Source organism: Amphritea pacifica (assembly GCF_016924145.1).
Taxonomy (GTDB): domain Bacteria; phylum Pseudomonadota; class Gammaproteobacteria; order Pseudomonadales; family Balneatricaceae; genus Amphritea; species Amphritea pacifica.
In genome coordinates, this window is record NZ_JAFFZO010000001.1 from 1 (window position 1) to 19,217 (window position 19,217).

Below are 19,217 nucleotides of genomic sequence, written 5' to 3' on the forward strand. Positions count from 1 at the left end.
TGACGCTCATGTCGCCAATGCTGAAGCTGGTGGTGTCGTTATCCGGACCGGGGCCTGGGTTGAATGGACCCGGGCCGGTGCCGTCATCGACGATGGTTCCCACGCCGGTACCGTCAGCGATCTGGCCGCCGTTGGTGGCGTTGCTCAGGTTGACGCTGAAGGTCTCATCGCCTTCGAACACGGCATCCTGAGTGGTCTGCACGGTAAAGGTCTGGCTGGTCACGCCCGCCGCAAAGGTCAGTGTGCCGCTGTTGGCGATAAAGTCCGCCGCTTCGGCGCTGTCGCCCGCACCAATGCTGGTGGCGAAGTCAACGGTCTGATCCGCTGCGGCATCGCCGGTACGGGTCACGGTGAAGGTCATTAAGCCGCCTTCACTGATCTGCACGTCATCTACGCTGAAGCCGGTACGGTCATCATCCGGGGTGCCCGGACCGGCAGGGTCGAAGGGACCCGGGCCGGTGCCGTCATCGAGGATAGTACCGGTGCCGGTCGCGGTGGAGATAGTCGCACCGTTGGTCGGCGTATCCAGTTGTACGGTAAAGGTCTCGCCGCCTTCGTACTGGGCATCCTGGGTGGTCTGCACGGTGAAGGTCTTGCTCACTTCGCCCTGCGCAAAGGTCAGGGTGCCGCTGTTGGCGGTGAAGTCAGCCGCTTCGGCGCTGTCGCCGGCACCGATCAGGGTGCTGAAGTTGACGCTCTGATCCGCTTCGGCATCGCCGGTGCGGGTCACGGTGAAGGTCATCAGACCGCCTTCACTGACGCTGACACCATCAACGGCAAAACTAGTTGTATCATTATCGGGACCCGGTCCCGGGCCGAATGGGCCGGGGCCTGAGCCATCATCAATTATCGTTGCAACGGCTGTAGCATCACTGATCGTACTGCCTACTGAATTATTATCCAGAGTAACCGTAAAGGTCTCACTACCTTCATAGATCGAATCCTGCGTAGTCTGTACGGTAAAGGTCTGACTGGTCACGCCCGGAGCAAAGGTCAGCGTACCGCTGTTGCCGGTGAAGTCATTGGCTTCGGCTGTATCCGTACCACTGATACTGGTGGCAAAGTCGATGCTCTGATCCGCTTCAGCATCCCCGGTACGGGTTACAGTAAAGGTCATCAGGCCACCCTCACTAACGCTTACGTCGCCAATACTGAAGCTGGTAGTATCATCATCCGGTGCGCCTGGACCTCCGGGAGGTACAGGCCCTGTGCCATCATCAACAATCGTTGCTACAGCAACACCATCTTCAATTTCACCACCATTAGTAGGATTATCCAGACGGACAGTAAAGGTTTCCGGTCCTTCAAAGATAGCGTCCTGAGTAGTCTGCACGGTGAAAGTCTGGGAAGTAACACCGGATGCAAAGGTCAGGGTACCGCTGTTGGCGGTGAAGTCAGCGACTTCCGCTGTATCGCCACTTTCAATGCTGGTAGCAAAATCAATTGTCGCGGCCTGAGTACCACCCGTGCGTGTGACGGTAAAGGTCATCAAACCACCTTCACTGACCTGCACATCGGCAATACTATAGCGGGACGGTGGAGCAGGAAAATCGGCTTCGTTATCCACATAGGGATCACGCTGCCAATCTTCAGGCTGCGTATCAAAGCCGGCGTGAGCAATAACCTCATCGGCAGTACGCTCAACAGACTGGAAATCAGAAAAGCCGGAACGGGTTGGGGGTGTATTACCCGCAGCGGTTTCTTCAAGAATTTGGGTAGGGTCCTGGCCAGCGAGAATAGCTTCCTGAATATCGGCCACATCAAAACTCTCAGTACCGACGGACTGAATCACCAGCAAAATCTCACCGGTTTCAGGATCAACCTGAACGACCGCCGCGGTATCCGCAGGAAGTTTTTCAGTTGCAGATTTGCCCAGATCAAGCTCAGCCTCGCTATTGGCTCGCACGATAACCATGTCACCAGGATTAATCTGCTCACCCGCCTTCAGTGTGTGCTCTGCACCTTTCGAATCCACAACAACGACTTCGCCAGAAACTCGAACAACAGTTCCTTTTGCGGCATCTACATTTTCCATAACATCCCCCCAGACGATATTATTCCGATTTCAGACGCTTAGCTAACCAAGCTATCAAAACCCAAAATAAGACCAATATGTTGCATATCAGTTACACTTTAGACTCTCAGATGTTCTGAGCGCCAAGCCTATAAATTCTTTTTAACTGTTTAAAATTTTGCAGATAATATCACATAGAATACTCTGTAAATACCTATAGAATCATCATTTTCTACCCACATTGGTGAAATATAACGTTCAAAATCTGCGTTTAAAATCATTCTTTGATGAATAGAAACACTTCAAAAGACTGTCTCTTTTTGGATACGGATTATCAACGCATTGATAGCAAAGGTATTTACGTATTAATACCCCTATTATTTACAGGGCCTCATCTGAGTGTATTACTATTCTGGAAGACGAATCTAACCACCTACTACCCAGTATGGGTATTTGTCAGATTTGACTACAGGGTGATCAAAAACACTATGCACTAGTTACAATGATGGCCAGCCAATCTCTTTGGCCGTTAAGGCACCTACCACCACATCACTGAGATTTTTCGGCATCAACAACCATCCAGGTGAGACCTTTATCCGACCCGCCATAACCTCCGCCCGGGTTTGCGGCAACAAGGGACTTTGCTGCGGATCAGCATAGCCATCCGGAAAGACGGGTTCGTTAGTTTCAAGGCTATATTTGTCTGATGCGCCGAATGTATGCATCAGTTCATGGGCGATAACAAAATTATTTGTCCCCATGTAATCAACACTGGCGAATCCATTCACCAAACCAATCATCCCCTTTTGCAACCCCAGCGAGTGGGACAACTGCAGATGCTCTCTGGGAGAAAAGTATCGCAGATAAATTCTGACATCAGGCTCCGGACCTTTCCAGTTATCGTTACGCCATGACCACCAGCGCATATGAAGACTCCAGAAAACCCGCTCAAACAATGAGGCATCTATCTCTACCTCAGGAGGCTGCGCCGTCAGTACCGGCGCCAGATGGAACTCCGCGACAGGACTCAGCCCGACATGATAGCGGGCCGCTTCGCGCTGCAAAAATTGCTCAATATCATCGAAATGTTCTGCACTGAGGGCATTGATATAGGCCTGAGTATCGGTCCGTCCATCGGCATTGATCGGATAAAGCACCACCCATACAGGCCTGTTCCAGGACTGAATACGTGCGCTGGATAACCAGGTATTCATCGCGACCACAAACAGGATAACCAGCAACAGGATTATCCGCAGCGACCGAAACCGGAAGAATCTCAGCATAGCTCCTCCATTCTCAATGCTGATCAGACAACCCTTCGACGATTCTGTTTAGCGCTGAACTACTCGAGGGTCTCAGCAACTATATCAGCTAAAAGCTAAAACAATGAATAAAAAACGCAGGGTCTTACCCAGAGTGATGAGGACAAGGGACAGTAACAGGTGACAACGGAACCAGCCCGCGGCAAAACAGAGAGGATCACCGATAACAGGCAGCCAGGACAACAGCAACGCTGTAGGGCCAACGCTTTGTATAACCCTGAGAGCACGCTGCCGGGCTCTTTTCTTCGGCTGAAGCAGTGGCCAGCGTACCGCGACCCACCACCCCATTGCAAAAGTCACTATACCGCCCAGACTATTACCCACACTGGCTGCCAGCAATAACGTCTGGGGCTGAGAGTCAGGCTGAGTCAGCAGATAGCCCAGTAATACCTCAGAACCACCGGGCATCAGGGTGGCAGAGATAAAGCTGCTGACAAACAAGCCCCACACCCCAAGATCTGCCATAATGATCAGCCGCCCTGCTCAATGCGCTCCATGTCAGCACGGATACAGCGCAAAACACCGTATTCATACAAACCATCCAGCGCCTCATAGACAGGTTTAAGCGCCACCCCGCAGGACACCATAGATTCACACATAACCTGCTGCACCTGTTGCAACTGATCACCCGTCAGCGTCACCACATCAGCCAGACTCAACTGGCCAACGGCGATTCCATCCGCCAGATGATTGTATATCACATTTTCTGACAGATGCTGCTGCCGGGCGACCTGCGCTACAGTCATCCCTGAACGATAGAGCGCGACTGATTGCTGCACCTGAAGATCTTTATTTTGCGGTTGCTGCTGTTCAGACTGGTACTCTCTGATCAGTTCGAGAAACGCATCGCCATAAAGCGCCAGCTTACGCTCACCGATTCCGTTTAGCCTGCCCATCTGCTGATGAGTCAATGGCCGATACATCACCATCTCCATCAGGGTTGCATCATGAAAAATAACATAGGGTGGCACATCCTGCTCTTTTGATAGCGCCATACGCAGACCTTTAAGCCGGTTCCACAAGCCATAGTCTTCAGCATCAAGCTTCTGCTGCGGGTCATTTCGTTTACGGAACGACTCCTGTTTGCGTTTATCCTGACGCATCTCAATCGGCAGCTCACCTTTCAGCAAAGGCCGGCAGCTATCTGTCAGATAGAGCACACCATGGCTGTTAGCCGCTACACTCAGATATCCCCGGGCAACCAGTTGCCGGAAGACTGAGCGCCACTGATTACGATCCAGCTCTTTACCGATACCGAATGTACTCAGCGTATGGTGTTTTAACTCCAGCACCCGCTCGCTGGATTTACCCAGCAACACTTCAATTATATGGTTTACGCCAAACCGCTGACCACAACGATAGACCGCCGACAGCGCTTTACGGGCCGCTTCCGTTGCATCCCAGACAGGCACCGGCTCAAGACAGGTATCACAGTTACCACAGGGTTCAGGCTGAGACTCTCCAAAATAGGTCAGCAGGGACTGACGCCGGCAGCTGGTAATCTCACACAGCCCCAGCATCGCTTCAAGTTTTTGTCGTTCAATACTTTTGTGCAGATCATCGGCCTGCGAGCTTTCCAGCATCTGCCGCAGGAAGATGACATCCTGCAGCCCATAGACCATCCAGGCGTCGGCCGGCAGACCGTCACGACCAGCACGACCGGTTTCCTGATAATAGGCCTCGACACTTTTGGGCAGATCAAGATGGGCGACAAAACGTACATTGGGCTTATCAATACCCATACCGAAAGCCACCGTTGCGACCATCAGAATATTCTCTTCCGTCAGAAAACGGTGCTGATTATGTCGTCGCAACTCGGCATGCAGACCTGCGTGATAAGGAAGCGCATTAAACCCCTGCTCCTGCAGCCACTGCGCGGTGTCTTCCACTTTTTTGCGCGAAAGACAGTAGACAATGCCTGAATCACTGGCATGCTCTGCTTTAAGAAACTTCAGCAACTGCTCTTTGGCACGATGCTTCTGACCAATTCGATAGCGGATATTGGGCCGGTCAAAACCCTGAATAAATTTTCGTGCATTCTGCAACCCGAGGCGCTCACAGATCTCCTCCCGGGTGCGCTCATCTGCAGTTGCCGTCAGCGCGATTCTCGGGACCCCTGGAAAACAGTCCTGCAGGTAGCTGAGTTGAAGGTACTCGGGTCGGAAATCATGCCCCCACTGTGAAACGCAGTGTGCTTCATCGATAGCAAACAGCGCCAGTTGACACTCCGACAACATTTTCAGCGTACGCGGTTGCAGCAACCGCTCAGGGGCCACATAGAGCAGATCGAGCTCCCCGCTGCGCAACTGATGCTCAACCTCCTGCGCCATGGCAAAATCCATCGACGAGTTGAGATAACCGGCAGCGATCCCCCACTGGGACAGCGCCTGCACCTGATCCTGCATCAGCGCGATCAGCGGAGAGACCACCACCGCCGCGCCGGGCCGGATAAGTGCAGGCAACTGATAACACAGTGATTTCCCGCCGCCAGTCGGCATAACAACCAGCGCATCCTCCCCGCTCAACAGTGTCTTAATGACCTCCTGTTGCGGTTCGCGAAACTGGTCGTATCCAAAAATCTGTTTTAGGAGATGTCGTGCCTGTTCTATCATGGTCGGCATTATCCGGGATGAAAGGCTGACTGTCATCCAGATTTATCCGATTCTGGACGATTAACACTACGATCTCAGGCTTTTCGCTGTTAGAATCTGCTCACACTTTCTTAGCCGGACCCGAACCTATGCAAAATGCGATGCTGAATACCCCCCTGACTGATGAGGAACTGGATGAGCTTGAAGCATTTATGTTCTCAGATGCAGTATCTGAAGACGCGCTGGATCTGGTCGGCACCCATGGTTACTTCTGTGCGCTGAACATCAGTCCGGTTAAAATTACCGAAAAACAGTGGCTTCAGGAACTGTTTGATGGTGCGCCTGACTACAGCAGCGATACCGAAAAAGCACGCATTGAAGGATTGCTACGCCGGCTATACTTCAGCATTGGCAGCGACCTCTACAACGATCAGGATATGCTGCTGCCATGCGAGCTGACGCTGGAAACAGAAGACGACGAAGAGCAAAGCGCTCTGACCAGCTGGGCTCAGGCCTTTATGGAGGCTGTTTTCCTTAAAGAGGACGAATGGTTTAACCACCAGGCTGAAGAGGAAGTCGCTGAACTGATGCTTCCGATCATGATTGCATCGGAACTGTTTGATGATGAAGAGTTTGTTAAAATGCGCGCAGACACCAAACTCTGCGATGAGATGTGCCGCACCATCCCTGACCTGCTGGTCGATCTTTATCTGCTGTTCCACGCCCCCGCTGATAAAAAATAATCCCAGGTCTGTCATCTGACTAAGAAAAAGCCCACTGATCAGCAGCGGGCTTTTTTTATCTTGCTACACAACATCAACTGAGCACGGAGAACGCCATTACGCTAGCGTACAATGCGTGCCGTTGACCCCTGACGCAACACCCTGACTCTTTCGCCTGGCTGGAAAAAGCCATCACTATCGACCTCCTGAACGACCGAGATTGTCCTGCCACTTTCAAGGGTAACCGTGACCTCCTGGCCCTGCTTACGGGTTGAGTTTTCCTCGATTTTCTGCCCCACAATACCGCCAGCGACAGCCCCCACAACAGAGGCGATACTGCTACCCTTACCGCCCCCGACAGTGCTGCCAGCAATACCACCGACAATTGCGCCGGCACCCGCGCCCAGCGGGCTATCAGTCCGGCCTTCAATTACCACAGGCTTCACTGCATCAACCCAGGCATATTCAACATTCTGAACTTTACGCGCCTCACTGCGGGAATAGGTATCGCCACTCAGCGAAGAAGCACAGCCCTGCAACAGCAATACGACTGCTGCGAAAGTAATCATAATAACTTTGTTCATAAATCAGTCCTGAAAACCGTTGTCATCGTTAAGCTAAGTATAACCTGATATGGATTGTCTGAGCAGCGACGCTCTGCCGCATGCCGATCTGTAGCTCAAATATCTGCCAAACCCGTGTCACCCTACCACAGTTCAGCTTAACGGATCTTTAACAGCGTCTGGCAGATCAGCGACCAACAGGCCTCCCTGAATTTCTGATACCAGGGTCGCCTGCGCCATTGAGCGTATAAAATCTCATGACTGCGACTCATATCACTGATAAGCAACCGTTCGACAGCCTGGGTCAGTTTCGGTTCCACGACTTCCAGATTGGCTTCCAGATTCCAGCGCAGATTCCAGTGATCCAGATTACAGGAGCCGGCAGAGACCCAGTTATCGCACAACCCGAGCTTGGCGTGCAGAAAAGAGGGCTGATATTCAAAAATCCGCACACCGGATTGCAATAACCGCCGATAATAACGCTTCGAGGCATGATAAACCCAGGGATGATCGGTATCAGGACCGGCCACAATCAAGCGCACATCAACTCCCCGACGTGCTGCGCGACGCAAACTCCTGCGCACTGAAAAAGCCGGTAGAAAATAGGCGGTTGCCAGCCAGACACGTTCCTCTGCACGATCCATATGGTGCACGAAGCTTCGCTTAATCTGCTGTATCTTAAGGCCTTCAACCTGAGTCACCCGCGCCAACGCCTCACCCGGGCGGGCCGTGCCCGGCAGCCTGATTGGCGGCATCACGCCACCGGACTTAAGCCATTGTTTTGCAAACAGTTGCACCATATCTGCAACCACCACACCCTGCACCTGCAGCATAATATCATGCCACGCAAGAGTGCCACTAACGGGCTCTGCACGCAGGTATTCATCACTGATACCGGTTCCTCCGATAAAACCAGTCTGCTGATCTGCAATCAACAGCTTACGGTGATCTCTGGCCAGATTAGCTGCCATTTTAAACAGGCTGATCGGGTTATATCGCCTTACCTGAACACCCGCCTGCTCAAGTCTCGCACTGTCTTGCAGAGAGAACTTTCGTCCACCAAAATCATCGATCAGCCAGCATACCTTAACACCTCGCCGCGCTGCGCTGATCAGCGCACTGATAAAGCGATCAGCAACTTCACCGGAGCTGACCATATAAAACTCCAGCAGCAGCGAGTAGCGGGCCTCCTCGATCACCTGCAGCATGCGGGGAATAAACTGAGCGCCTTCTACCAGCAGCTCTACCTGATTCCCCCCTGACCAGCGATACCTGCCCGTCATACCCGCTCCTTTATCCTGATTGCTAGTGATATCAGTGCTGTCGCTGTCCGTAGAGACGCGCGTAGAGTCCGTTCTGCTGCAGCAGTTGCTCATGATCGCCCTGCTCTGCAACCTGACCATCTTCAAACACATAGACATGATCTGCCTGCTTAACCGCACTCAGACGGTGAGCCACAATAATGGTGGTACGCCCCTGCAGAAAGCTCGCCAGATCGCGATGCAGATTGTATTCCGTCTCTGCATCCAGGGCTGAGGTTGCCTCATCGAGAACAACCACTTTCGGATCGGTCAGCACCATCCTGGCGATAGCCAGCCGTTGCCGCTGCCCTCCTGATAACCGCACCCCCTGACGCCCCACCACTGTATCGAGCCCACTCTCCAACTGCTCAACAAAGGGGGCCAGTTGTGCCACCTCTAACGCCTTCCAGAGCTGCTGATCGGTATAGGTCCGCCCCAGGGTAAGATTTCCCCGCACCGAATCGTTAAACAGCGCCGGATGCTGCAACACCGTCGCGACATTCTCCCGCACCCGATCCAGACCGATCTGTTCGACCGGTACACCAGCAAACAGTACCTGCCCCTGTTGAGCCTGATACAGCCCAAGCAACACCTGCACCAGAGTAGACTTACCGCCGCCACTGGCCCCCACCAGCGCAATCTTCTGACCGGCATCGATTGTCAGCGACAACCCCCGGAGTATCTCCTGCCCGTCAATATAGCTGAAATGAATATCCCTGAGTTCAATCGCCACCGAAGTACGACCGGTAAAAGGGTCATGCAGATGTGGGTAGTCAGGCTCCTCATCCAGCTCAGCCAGACGATTGATTCGCTGCAATGCAGCTTTCGCACCATAAAACGCATACTGTATTCCCAGCACCTCCTGCACTGGCCCCATCATAAACCAGAGGTAGCCAAATACCGCCATCATCTGTCCGATACTGAGATCGGAAAACACCACCATCCCCATCGATAGTGCCCGAAACATATCAAAACCAACCAGAAACACCATAAAGCTGAAACGGTTAGCAGCCTCGCTGCGCCACTCAAACCGGGTGGCATGATCTCTGAGAGAGCGGGCATCCCCGACCAGCCCCTGAAGGTAGTGGTTTTCCCGGTTAGCCGCACGGATCTGATAGATCGCCTCGAGCACTTCGGTAAGCCCTCCCTGAAACCGCTCATAGGCACGGTTTTCCTGTTTTTTTAACTCCTTAACCTGCTTACCGATCGTCATCGTCAGCCACACCACCAGAGGGTTAAGCAGCAGGATAAACAGCGCCAGTTGCCAGTTCATCCAGATCAGCACCACCGCCGTGCCAATAATTGTCAGCAGCGCGATCAGCAGGCGACTGACTGAGGCCCCCACAAACCGGTCTACGGTGTCCAGATCAGTAATAAAATGGGAGCTGACTGAGCCACTACCAAGGGCTTCATACTCCGCCATAGAGATCCGCTTCAGCCGCTGCAGCAATCCAGCGCGTATACGGAAGATCACCTCTTTAGAGATAATAGAGAACTGCCGCCCCTGCCAGACATTGAACACCAGTGCGGCAACCCTCAATAGAACAGTCAGTAGCAGTACCGCTGTAATATAGAGCACCGGCCCCTGCCAGCCCGGCGGGAAAACAGCGTTACACCAACTGACCAGCGTCTCGGGCTGGTTCAGCAGCACCTCATCAACCAGCATCGGCATCAGCAATGGCAACGGTACGCTGGCACAGGTCGCCAGCAGAGCGATCAGATTTGCCTTGATTAACAGTGGCCGGTATTCCAGAGCGACACTGAAGATATAGCGCCAGCTATAATGAGACTGATCCATAACGAGCGGCCTGCTCCCTGATAGTGTAACGGTTTAATTCATCGGTATATTTACGAAGTTTAGCCAGATTCAGACGTCTGCGTCTGGTGATGGAATAAAAAAACCGCTCATGCGGTCTTTAGTATCTGCTTTATGCGACTCACAGTGCGAAAAGATGAACCCACCCGGTCAATGATCCCCCTTGGAGCCGCCCATACAGTTGGGCGACTGAGGAATCTCTCCATTCTGTTGCTGCCACTCCTGCACAGTATACAGATGCAGCGCCAGCGCATGGATCGGATTGTTCATCAGTTCTGAAAGCGCACCATAGATCATCTGATGACGGGCAACCGGTCGCTTACCGACAAAATCATCGGTCACCACTGCCAGCTTAAAATGACTTTCCGTTGCCGGCCCACTATGCATATGGCTTTCATTTTCAATCACCAGATGCTGCAAAACCAGCGCCTGCGCCAGACGCTGCTCGATCTCAGTTGCAATACTCATATCATTGACCTGTTTTACTGTTTTATGTCCGCCGAATCGGCAGCCAGTTTACTGAATTTTGAGTGAATTCGCCGGGTGATCAACGCCACCGCAATAATCACCAGCGGCATCGCAATCCCCAACGACAGACTCTTATTGATATGCAAACCCTGATCATACAGCACGCCGATGAAAATCTTTACCAGACCGATGGTGTAATAGCTGATCGCTGCGACAGAAAGGCCTTCAACCGTATGCTGCATCATCAGCTGAATCTGCGAACGCCGGTCCATTGAGCTGAGCAACTCCTGATTCTGCCCCTGAATCGACAGCTCGACCTGCGTGCGCAGCATATCGCTGACCCGGTCGATTCTGCGGGACAGATCCTCCAGCCGCCCCGCAATCGCCTTGCAGGTGCGCACCGCAGGAATCATTCGCCGGGTGATAAACTCCTGTAATGTCAGGTGACCAGACACCTCATCCTCCCGCAGGTCAGCCAGCCGCTGCATCACCAGGTCCTGATAGGCATTGGTCGCATTAAAGCGGAACGTAGAACTGGCGCGATACGCCTCAACCCGGGAAGCCAGATGGGTTAACCGGCTTAACAGCTGCCGCTCATCGCGACAACGGGTGTCATCATACTGTTCACTGGAGAGTATCTGGGTCAGCTCAGCCAGCTGCTGATCCATCTGCTGTAGCTCAGGGCTGATTGAACGCGCCATCGGTAGCCCCATCAGTGTCATCAGCCGGTAGGATTCAATCTCCAGAAGCCGCTGAATCAGACGTCCCAGCTGACTGTCACTCATCTCCCGGTTATAGATCAGGAAACGACCGAAGCCATCACTGTGCAAGCGGTAACTGGTCCACACCTGCGCCGCTCCCTGCGAAGGCTGACTCCCCACCAGACGCATCTCGTCAAAATGACTTTTCACCTCGGGTATGGTGGGTTCGCCTATCGTGCGGACATCTTCTACCGACATATGAAACGCTGCGACAACTTCACCGCAGATCCCCTCCAGCCAGCCTTCAGGCAACTGACTGATGCCGGTTTGTGCGAAGGGCTGCAGGTGGCTGCCGCCCAACCAGATAAAGGTATAGGATACAAACTCCATATGCTTTTCACGGCGAACCTTCAGTTCGCCAAAACGCTGCTGAAAACAGGGCGTATCCTGCTCAGGAATATCGCCGCCGAGCAACTCACACAACTGCTGCAGGTGACTGAACTGTTCAGCTTTCTGGTCTTCGCTGCACACCACAGAGAGATGCGAAATCCGGGCGGGACTGGGGATAACCTGAAACGGTCTCGAGTGCATCTCTTCGTAGAGAGACTCTCTCAGGGGGTGCATTTCAAGCTGAAGATTGGCAGAGACAGACATCAAACTTCCTGATTTCTATTAACAAACCGCTATTGTTAGCGAAACCCACGGCCTAAAGCAACTCTCCTGAATACCCGCTACAAAAGAGCCCTGTCAATCCTCCAAAGGAGCCAGCATCAACGGCGCCTGCAACAGATCAACCGCCAACACCTGGGGGGTCACATCAAACCACTGCAGAAACAGTTCCAGCGTTCTGTTCTGCGGCCAGTGATCACCAAACTCTTCCCAGGCGGCCAGCTCATTGGCAAATATGTTTTCATAGTGCAGCGCCAACTGCTGCGACACATCGGTTTCGCTGTGAAACTCTTCGGTCAGATATACACTGCCTTCAGCGCGATGCTCGTCCAATGACATCGGCTGATTCAGCTCATCCAGCTGCTGACTGGCCCAGTCAACAAACGGCTGACGCGGCAGAACAGCAAATCCGGAACGGTTGATCAGTTTCATAGAGGCTTCTCCCGACTTCAGCTAAACTAGTGGCCAGCATTATAACCTCAGCCCCAGAGATGTGAATGAATATCCGCTGCCTACCCCACCTGAACACCAAACAAGCCTGGCTTGATTTCTGTAAGCGAGAGGTGTCCTCGTGCTTTACTGAGAGTCCGGAAGCTATGGTGGATTTCCAGACGACCTATCTGATGATTACGGTACTGGACAACAATACCCGTCATGGAAAACAGGCGGTCAAATACAGCCTGGGGTCCCGCAGTTCACTGAAACCTGCCTGGAAGTTTATTCAGGCCTGCGATTTCAATCTGCAGATGATGATAGACGGTCTGGCAGAGATTAATTTCGATGGCAATGTCCGTGATAACTCGCTGCTTAAGGCACATACCGACCTCACGGTACGCAAGTTTTTCTCTAAAGACCGCTCAATCATCTCACCGGGAAACCTTGGCCGTCTGATCCCCCTGACTGAAGCCCCCCCTCTCTGGACGCTACAACACCTGTCACGACTGCTGGCAAACCAGCAGTTCCGGGATCTGCGCTCAGAGCAACTGGCGCTGCCTGACAATGATCAGTTTATGGTGGAGTATAAAGGGATACCCGCACCTGAAGCTCAGGAGCTCCTGGTAGGCATCATAAATCAGCCGGAGCTGTGGCAGGTTCGGCCACACCCAAATAACCCTGGCCGGTTAATTATTATGCGTCAGGATGTCCCCATGTGCAGCTTTGAGCCGGATTTCAGCCCCCCAAAACCAAAACTGGCCCAACGGGGAACCCGCTGGACCAGCTCAGCCTGATGCAATCCCTCCTGTAGCTGTCAGGCAGGCATCAGGCCCTCTACATCTTCGGCACTCGCTTCACCTTCAGACTTCCCGATCAGCCGATAGGGGTTATCGGAGTTCAGCAGCTCCTTGCCATTCTTGGTGGGAAACTCAACATCGATATCCACAATCCGGCCATCACGGCAGACGTTAATAATGGTGTCCATGGTGGTGGCCATCAGCGAGTATTTATCATCAGGGGCCGCGATCAGCGTCTGCAGGCCCAGATCACTCATAAAGCCCAGCGAGGTCACGGTGTTTTCTGCATCCAGCTTATTAAACGCCTCATCGAATACCGACAGACTAATCCCGCCAAGGGTTACGCCATCAGCGGTGTCACGCAGCCGATAGGTCGCCCCCATCGCCGCCGCAATCGCAACATAGAAAGGTACCTGATGCTCACCACCGGAACCGGTTTTTATCCGCTGGGTCAGCGTGGTCTTGCGGTTACCCTCAAGATCTTTAACCACCAGCTCGAAGTTATAGAAGTTACGGTAATCCTGCAGCAGACTACTTTCACCCTCATCTTTCAGCACTTCATGAATTTTACTCAGGGCATCCTGATGGGGCCGCTTCTCATCGAACTGCATATCAAACAGCGAACCAACATTGGCCTGATCCATTCGGGTATAGGCTTCCACCAGCTCCAGGATATCTTTCAATTCCGGGTTAGGCATCATTTCGAAGCTATACATCTCCCGATGGAATGGGCGGTTCTTGAGATGGGCATTGAGCTCACGAATCAGTTCTTTAATCTTATCGATCTGGTCTTTCAGGTGCGCAACAAAATCGGAACGGAAAGAGGTTTCTGCCTCCAGCCGCGCCCGCTCTGCCTTCTCGGTATACTCCGCCAGCTCACTGTCCCGCAGGGACCGGATCGTATGATCAACAAATTCAGCCAACTGCTCGTGAGTTGAATCTTCGCTCACTTTATCCAGTTCCTGATGGCTGAGACCTGAACCGTGGTAACGGGCTTTATACTGGGCAACACCATCACGCACAATATTCTTCTTGCGTTCAACCAGCCCCAGTTCAGATTGCGCCTTTTTTGCCGATTCAAAGATAATCCGATCAAGGTCACCAGAACAGGACTCATCCATATAATCCCGCTTTTCCTGGGCGGACTGAGCATCAAACACCGGGTCCGCTTCGCAGCGGGATCTGGCTGCGGCATGCTCTTCCAGCTCATTATCCAGCACCTCCAGGGAGGCATTGTCTTTAATCAGACTGGTACGAGTGGACTGCAGTTTGTCCATCAGCTTTTTCTGGGCATCCTGAGCAGCTTTCTGCGCTTCAACCAGTTCGGTAATCCGCTGATGTATACCCGAGTCATCCTGATTACGCAGATCCGTAATGCCCTGACGATAGCCATCGATCTCGCTTTGCAGCATCTCCCGCTGATTCACCAGATCAAAGGTACGTTCGGTGACACCAGTCAGTGCGGCCGTCATGCGAATCAGGTTTTCCCGCAGGCTGTCCAGCGCTTCATGGTCTTTGTTCAGCGCACTGAACTCGGCCATCATCTGCTCGACCTGACGATCCTGTTGTTGCAACTGGTGCTGACGCCGGCCACCGCCACTGCCCATCATCGGGGCTTCTTCACGAATTGAAGTGGTGGTCCCCTCAGTCTGCAGCATGCAGTCATAGGTCAGGGCACGCTCCTGCTTCAGCAGCTCGCTTTCGGTTTCTACCGCCATCACCCCGCCCAGTGCGCGGTTCATGTACGCCTGAGCATCATCACTCTGACAGGCAACAAACTGCGCCAGAGACCCCGGTTTAGAACGGTTGAGCCACTCATGGGACTTGGTGGTATTGACCACCCGACAGCCCTTCAGGTGACGACCTTTACGACGATACAGGGTAATCGCCTCTTTGACCCGATCCGGATCAACAATCAGCGCTTCCCGACGGGCGCCGAGGAAACTCTCAATGGCAATACGCCATTTCTCGTCGTTGATATCCACCAGTTCGCAGATCGGCGTCGATTCGATACCGTAATCTTTCAGCAGTTGCATCAGTTCGCGGGTGTTACGTCGCAGAGGTGCCCGCCCCTCTTTCAGTTGCTCAACCGCGCTTTTCTGACTCTGAATCTCACTGCGCAGCTCGTTCATGCGGATAACCGAGGATTCAAACCGGCGGGCGATCTCCCGGCGCACCGAGTCGACCGACTCTTTCAGACGGTTGAGGTTATTATCGACATCCACCGGTGCCAGCGGCCAGGCTTCCGCCATCATATCTTCACCGGAGCGCCATAACTCAACCGACTCTTTGACCACCGGAATAAAACTATCCGGCAGGTATTGCTGATAGTTGGCAAAACTGACCGCTGAACGCAGCAGTGAATAGACATGCTGGATCTTCTCTTTAACCACATTCAGCTCATGCTGACGGGCATTGATAGAGTTTTCCAGCGCCTTAACCTTGTGGGCGCTGTCGGTGTTATTCAGTTCGGCACGGGTATTGGCCAGCGACTGCATGATCTCGCTGAGTTCTTCACTCTTAGCTTCAAGATCTGCCTGCAAAGAGGTCTCTTTCTCCTGATTCTGTTCGAGACGCTCGCCCGCTTCCTCTTTTTTCAGATCGGCATGTTCAAACCGGGTTTCATGCACCACCCATTCATACTCGACGGAGTTTTTAACGTTGCGATCGATCCCTTTGCACTGCTCCTGAACCTTCTCCAGTTCAACGATGCGATTGTATACCTCGCGGGTTTTCTGCTCCATCGCCCGGTATTCATCCAGCGATTTACGGAACCCGCCCACATGGACAATATTTTCATCCAGGACAAACTCACGAATAAAGCGGGTAGGACTGTTGATCGGAACAAACTTCAGGGCGTTGCGGAAGTTTTTTACAAACTTCTCGTCATCATTGGGCATCTGCTGATCGTAACTCAGCTCAGTCACCAGCTCGCGGATAAAGCGGTTGGCGCGCTTCTCCAGCTTCATATCAGGACACTGTTTCAGCAGACTCTCTTTCACCACCGGCCACTCTTTCGGCAGACGGCCACCATCCTGCTTAATGGTAAAATCTTCCAGTGTTACAGAGAAATCAGGCAGGATAAAACGCCCCAGCACATCCTCTTCCGGTGAGGACAGTGATGCACTGATCGCCAGCCCGACACAGGTTTCTTTACCGGTTTCGGTATCAAAGAAACTCAGGGCGATATAACTGACTGAATCCTGTCGGGAGTTATCCTTATTACCCAGGTCATCCATAAAACCGAGACAGTAGGTGCGCAGACTCCGCTCACTCTTTTCACCCGCGCTGGCGTTAAAGCTGAGATATTTTTTGTTTCCCCCCATGAGAACCGTCTGAATAGCATCCAGCAGCGATGACTTACCCGACCCGTTCGGCCCGATTACCGCGACATTACCCTTAATCGGTATCTCTACTGCACCGAGCACATACCAGTTCACCAGCACCATTCTATTGAGCTGTTTCATCAGTGGGTCTCCTCAGGTGCCGCTATGGTGGCGTTGGTTTCAGCGTCTTCTTGCGCTTCTGCAGGCTGAGCCGCAGTCTCGGCGGCTGTCTCACTGTCTGCCCCCTCTTCCGCTGCTGATAGCGCCTCAGGTGATGGCGTCGCCGCGTCACCTTCCTCTGCAACCGGTTGTTTCACCGGCTGTTCGTCGTCCCGCTCTTCGCAGAGCGCTTCCAACTGGCCGATAAAGTCTTCCACCACCACCTGGCGGATCGCCGGATTGATGGTTAGAGGGATATTTTTCGGGTCCGTTTCATGGGGCTTGCCCCGTTCAATCACGCCATGCCGGCTAAACAGTGACAGCAGCTCTTTAAGACGGGTCTCATTGGGAATCTCGCGGCCGGTGAGGTTTTCATACAGCGTCAGCAACTCATCGGAGGTGATGTAGGCACGCCCAGCCTCAACATCAAACGATTCCAGTTTCTGTTCATATTGCTGGCGCAGACAGAGCAGAAACAGGGACTCATCCAGCTTCAGCCGCATAAAGCGCTCTTCACCTTTCGGCAAAATACCCAGATAGGCTTCATCCGGCTGATAGATCAACGACCAGCCAATAGCGGCAAAGAGGTTTACAAAGTAGTCCACGTGGGATGCAACCAGGAAATAGCTGTCCCGGTGCCCGGATCGTTCAGCGTAGAGAAACTGATTCACCAGCAGCATATTGGCAGCACGGACGAAATCTTCTTCCTGATACTGATCGCTGCGACCGATGATTTTCTGCAGATCACCCAGCATTATACTTTCCTCTGAATACTGAAATCGCGACACTCAACCATATCTGCGACATTGACATATTTATCTTCAAACTTAATCTCATACTTGTTGGCTGTTCCGCGCCCCTTCTTGCCCAGTGAACGCATATGCCGCAGATAACTGAAGCAGATATAATCCTCGATACACTCGATGGTGAAGTCTGTCGCGGTTATCTTTTTCTTGTCGATCAGGTGGCGCTCGACATAGAGTTCAATATTCTCAGGCTTCACTTCCCGACGGGCTTTGTACTCTTTGAACAGCTGACGCAGTTCCAGCACCCGCGGGTCGATCTCGACCGGGCGGATCACCCGGGGCCTGGTTTCAACCCGACGACGAATCGGTGAACGCACACTGCCCGGCGCAATAAAGGCAACCCCTTCGAGGGTGTTGATATGCGGGATAGAACGGGAGTCCAGCTTAGACACATCCGAGATCAGCCGTGATAAACGGGAACTCATCCCCGGGGTGGTTTTATCCATATAACGGACAGTATCGGCCACCCGCTTCTCCAGCCGGTAACGGAAGTCGTCGATGGTTGCCAGACGCTGATCCACCGACTCAAAGATCCTGATAATCCGGTTAATATGGCTATGAACCATCGCCTCAGCGTCAGCAAAACTGAGTTCAAACTGCTCCTGATAGTGTTTCGACAGTTTTTCCACTTTCAGCGGGTCAAACTGCAAATCCCGCAACATCGTCAGAATCTGACGACGGAAACGAAACGGGTTGTTCTTGGTTTTCAGGGTTTTGTAGTCAGACACCAGAATATGGGCTACGAAGCGATCGAAGAAGCTACGGACAATCTCCTGGGGGTTTGAGGTCGCTGCCAGACTGATCTTCAGCTCCCGCAGGCCCAGCATCATATCGGTCAGGTGGGCACTGAAATCAGCTGCAGTCTGAGCCGCTTCCTGCAGGGTAATCCCCCGGCCAGCAGGATCACTGATGGCTGACTCAAGAGAACTGAGTACGTTAAGCACCGCACCACCATAGCTGCGTTTTTCCAGTTCATTGATACCGACCAGGGTGCGTAACAGATAACTGATCGCCGGAGACAACAGGACAAAGGTGCGATAGATCCGCTGCTCCTCTTCCAGCCAGCCAGTTTCCACCAGTCGACGATAGATACGGCTGGTATATTCGGCGGTGGAGCGTGGCAGCTCCTGGCGATCCGCTTCGGACTCCCCCTCTTCCGGCTCCCAGCGACGCACCCCAAGGCGCACAACAGTATCCTCAATACAGGAACGGATGAGGTCTTTTGGCACAAACGGATCAACCAGATCTTCATCGAAGAACTGATCAGCGAGATCCAGCAGAACCGCCTCGTAGATATGTTTATTTTGTCCAGAAAAAGGAACAAATATTGTTTCGGGAAGCTTTTTGAAAAGCATCTCAGCTAAAATCTCCGGGCACGCAGACTGGAAAAGGGGTCTCTGGTTCCGTGTGAAAAGTGCCTCAGGCGATACCAGCCGACACTCAGCGACGCCAGAGCCTGCCTTAGGCAAAATAACGCAATTCACACGCGTTTTATTCACACTATCTTTATAAAGGTACCGATGATAA

At 52.8% G+C, this 19,217-nt stretch carries 15 protein-coding genes; 2 read left to right on the top strand and 13 right to left on the bottom strand.

Translation table 11 applies throughout. From position 1 onward, the window contains the following. The 4 genes from JW499_RS00005 to recQ all read right to left on the bottom strand — a co-directional run. Positions 1-2,035, bottom strand: a 2,035-nt coding sequence (locus JW499_RS00005; protein ID WP_205208656.1) for a retention module-containing protein, incomplete at its 3' end; no start/stop codon positions are given. A 476-nt stretch (positions 2,036-2,511) separates the two neighbouring features. Further along, positions 2,512-3,297, bottom strand: coding sequence for a hypothetical protein (locus JW499_RS00010; protein ID WP_205208657.1), 786 nt, complete (start codon positions 3,295-3,297; stop codon positions 2,512-2,514). Between the two features lie 84 nt (positions 3,298-3,381). Further along, entirely contained in the window at positions 3,382-3,801 is a 420-nt protein-coding gene (locus JW499_RS00015; RefSeq protein ID WP_205208658.1) for a YqaA family protein, read from the bottom strand. 5 nt (positions 3,802-3,806) lie between these two features. Beyond that, positions 3,807-5,948, bottom strand: a complete 2,142-nt coding sequence (gene recQ / locus JW499_RS00020) for a DNA helicase RecQ (RefSeq protein WP_205208817.1) — start codon at positions 5,946-5,948, stop codon at positions 3,807-3,809. A gap of 128 nt (positions 5,949-6,076) precedes the next feature. Between recQ and JW499_RS00025 the strand changes: the two genes are divergently transcribed. Beyond that, positions 6,077-6,670 (top strand): UPF0149 family protein, encoded by a 594-nt coding sequence (locus JW499_RS00025; protein WP_091357104.1) that lies wholly within the window; start codon positions 6,077-6,079, stop codon positions 6,668-6,670. A 101-nt stretch (positions 6,671-6,771) separates the two neighbouring features. On the opposite strand, the gene JW499_RS00030 is transcribed toward JW499_RS00025, so the two are convergent. The 6 genes from JW499_RS00030 to JW499_RS00055 all read right to left on the bottom strand — a co-directional run bounded on the left by JW499_RS00030 (position 6,772) and on the right by JW499_RS00055 (position 12,599). Beyond that, positions 6,772-7,233 (bottom strand): outer membrane lipoprotein, encoded by a 462-nt coding sequence (locus JW499_RS00030; protein ID WP_091357101.1) that lies wholly within the window; start codon positions 7,231-7,233, stop codon positions 6,772-6,774. A gap of 137 nt (positions 7,234-7,370) precedes the next feature. Further along, positions 7,371-8,495, bottom strand: coding sequence for a phospholipase D-like domain-containing protein (locus tag JW499_RS00035; protein WP_205208659.1), 1,125 nt, complete (start codon positions 8,493-8,495; stop codon positions 7,371-7,373). A gap of 31 nt (positions 8,496-8,526) precedes the next feature. Beyond that, a complete protein-coding gene (locus JW499_RS00040) occupies positions 8,527-10,311 on the bottom strand; it encodes an ABC transporter ATP-binding protein (RefSeq protein ID WP_205208660.1) in 1,785 nt (594 codons plus the stop codon). A gap of 168 nt (positions 10,312-10,479) precedes the next feature. Continuing rightward, the gene (locus JW499_RS00045) at positions 10,480-10,797 is read right to left on the bottom strand and encodes a BolA family protein (RefSeq protein WP_205208661.1); all 318 of its coding nucleotides are present in this window, start codon (positions 10,795-10,797) and stop codon (positions 10,480-10,482) included. A 14-nt stretch (positions 10,798-10,811) separates the two neighbouring features. Further along, positions 10,812-12,152: a DUF3422 family protein gene (locus tag JW499_RS00050; protein WP_205208662.1), complete on the bottom strand. Its 1,341-nt coding sequence runs from the start codon at positions 12,150-12,152 to the stop codon at positions 10,812-10,814. 93 nt (positions 12,153-12,245) lie between these two features. Further along, positions 12,246-12,599: a hypothetical protein gene (locus tag JW499_RS00055; protein WP_205208663.1), complete on the bottom strand. Its 354-nt coding sequence runs from the start codon at positions 12,597-12,599 to the stop codon at positions 12,246-12,248. A gap of 65 nt (positions 12,600-12,664) precedes the next feature. Here JW499_RS00055 and JW499_RS00060 point away from each other — a divergent pair, with 65 nt between their 5' ends. Then, the gene (locus tag JW499_RS00060) at positions 12,665-13,396 is read left to right on the top strand and encodes a hypothetical protein (RefSeq protein WP_205208664.1); all 732 of its coding nucleotides are present in this window, start codon (positions 12,665-12,667) and stop codon (positions 13,394-13,396) included. Between the two features lie 20 nt (positions 13,397-13,416). Here JW499_RS00060 and JW499_RS00065 read toward each other — a convergent pair whose 3' ends face one another. From JW499_RS00065 to JW499_RS00075, 3 genes are read right to left on the bottom strand one after another with little or no spacing between them, the layout of a single operon-like run. Beyond that, positions 13,417-16,866, bottom strand: a complete 3,450-nt coding sequence (locus JW499_RS00065) for an SbcC/MukB-like Walker B domain-containing protein (protein WP_205208665.1) — start codon at positions 16,864-16,866, stop codon at positions 13,417-13,419. After that, complete coding sequence (locus JW499_RS00070) at positions 16,866-17,639, bottom strand: DUF4194 domain-containing protein (protein ID WP_205208666.1); 774 nt, start codon at positions 17,637-17,639, stop codon at positions 16,866-16,868. The genes JW499_RS00065 and JW499_RS00070 overlap by 1 nt, the downstream gene beginning before the upstream one ends. Further along, positions 17,639-19,045, bottom strand: a complete 1,407-nt coding sequence (locus JW499_RS00075) for a Wadjet anti-phage system protein JetA family protein (protein WP_205208667.1) — start codon at positions 19,043-19,045, stop codon at positions 17,639-17,641. The genes JW499_RS00070 and JW499_RS00075 overlap by 1 nt, the downstream gene beginning before the upstream one ends. Positions 19,046-19,217: the final 172 nt, after the last annotated feature.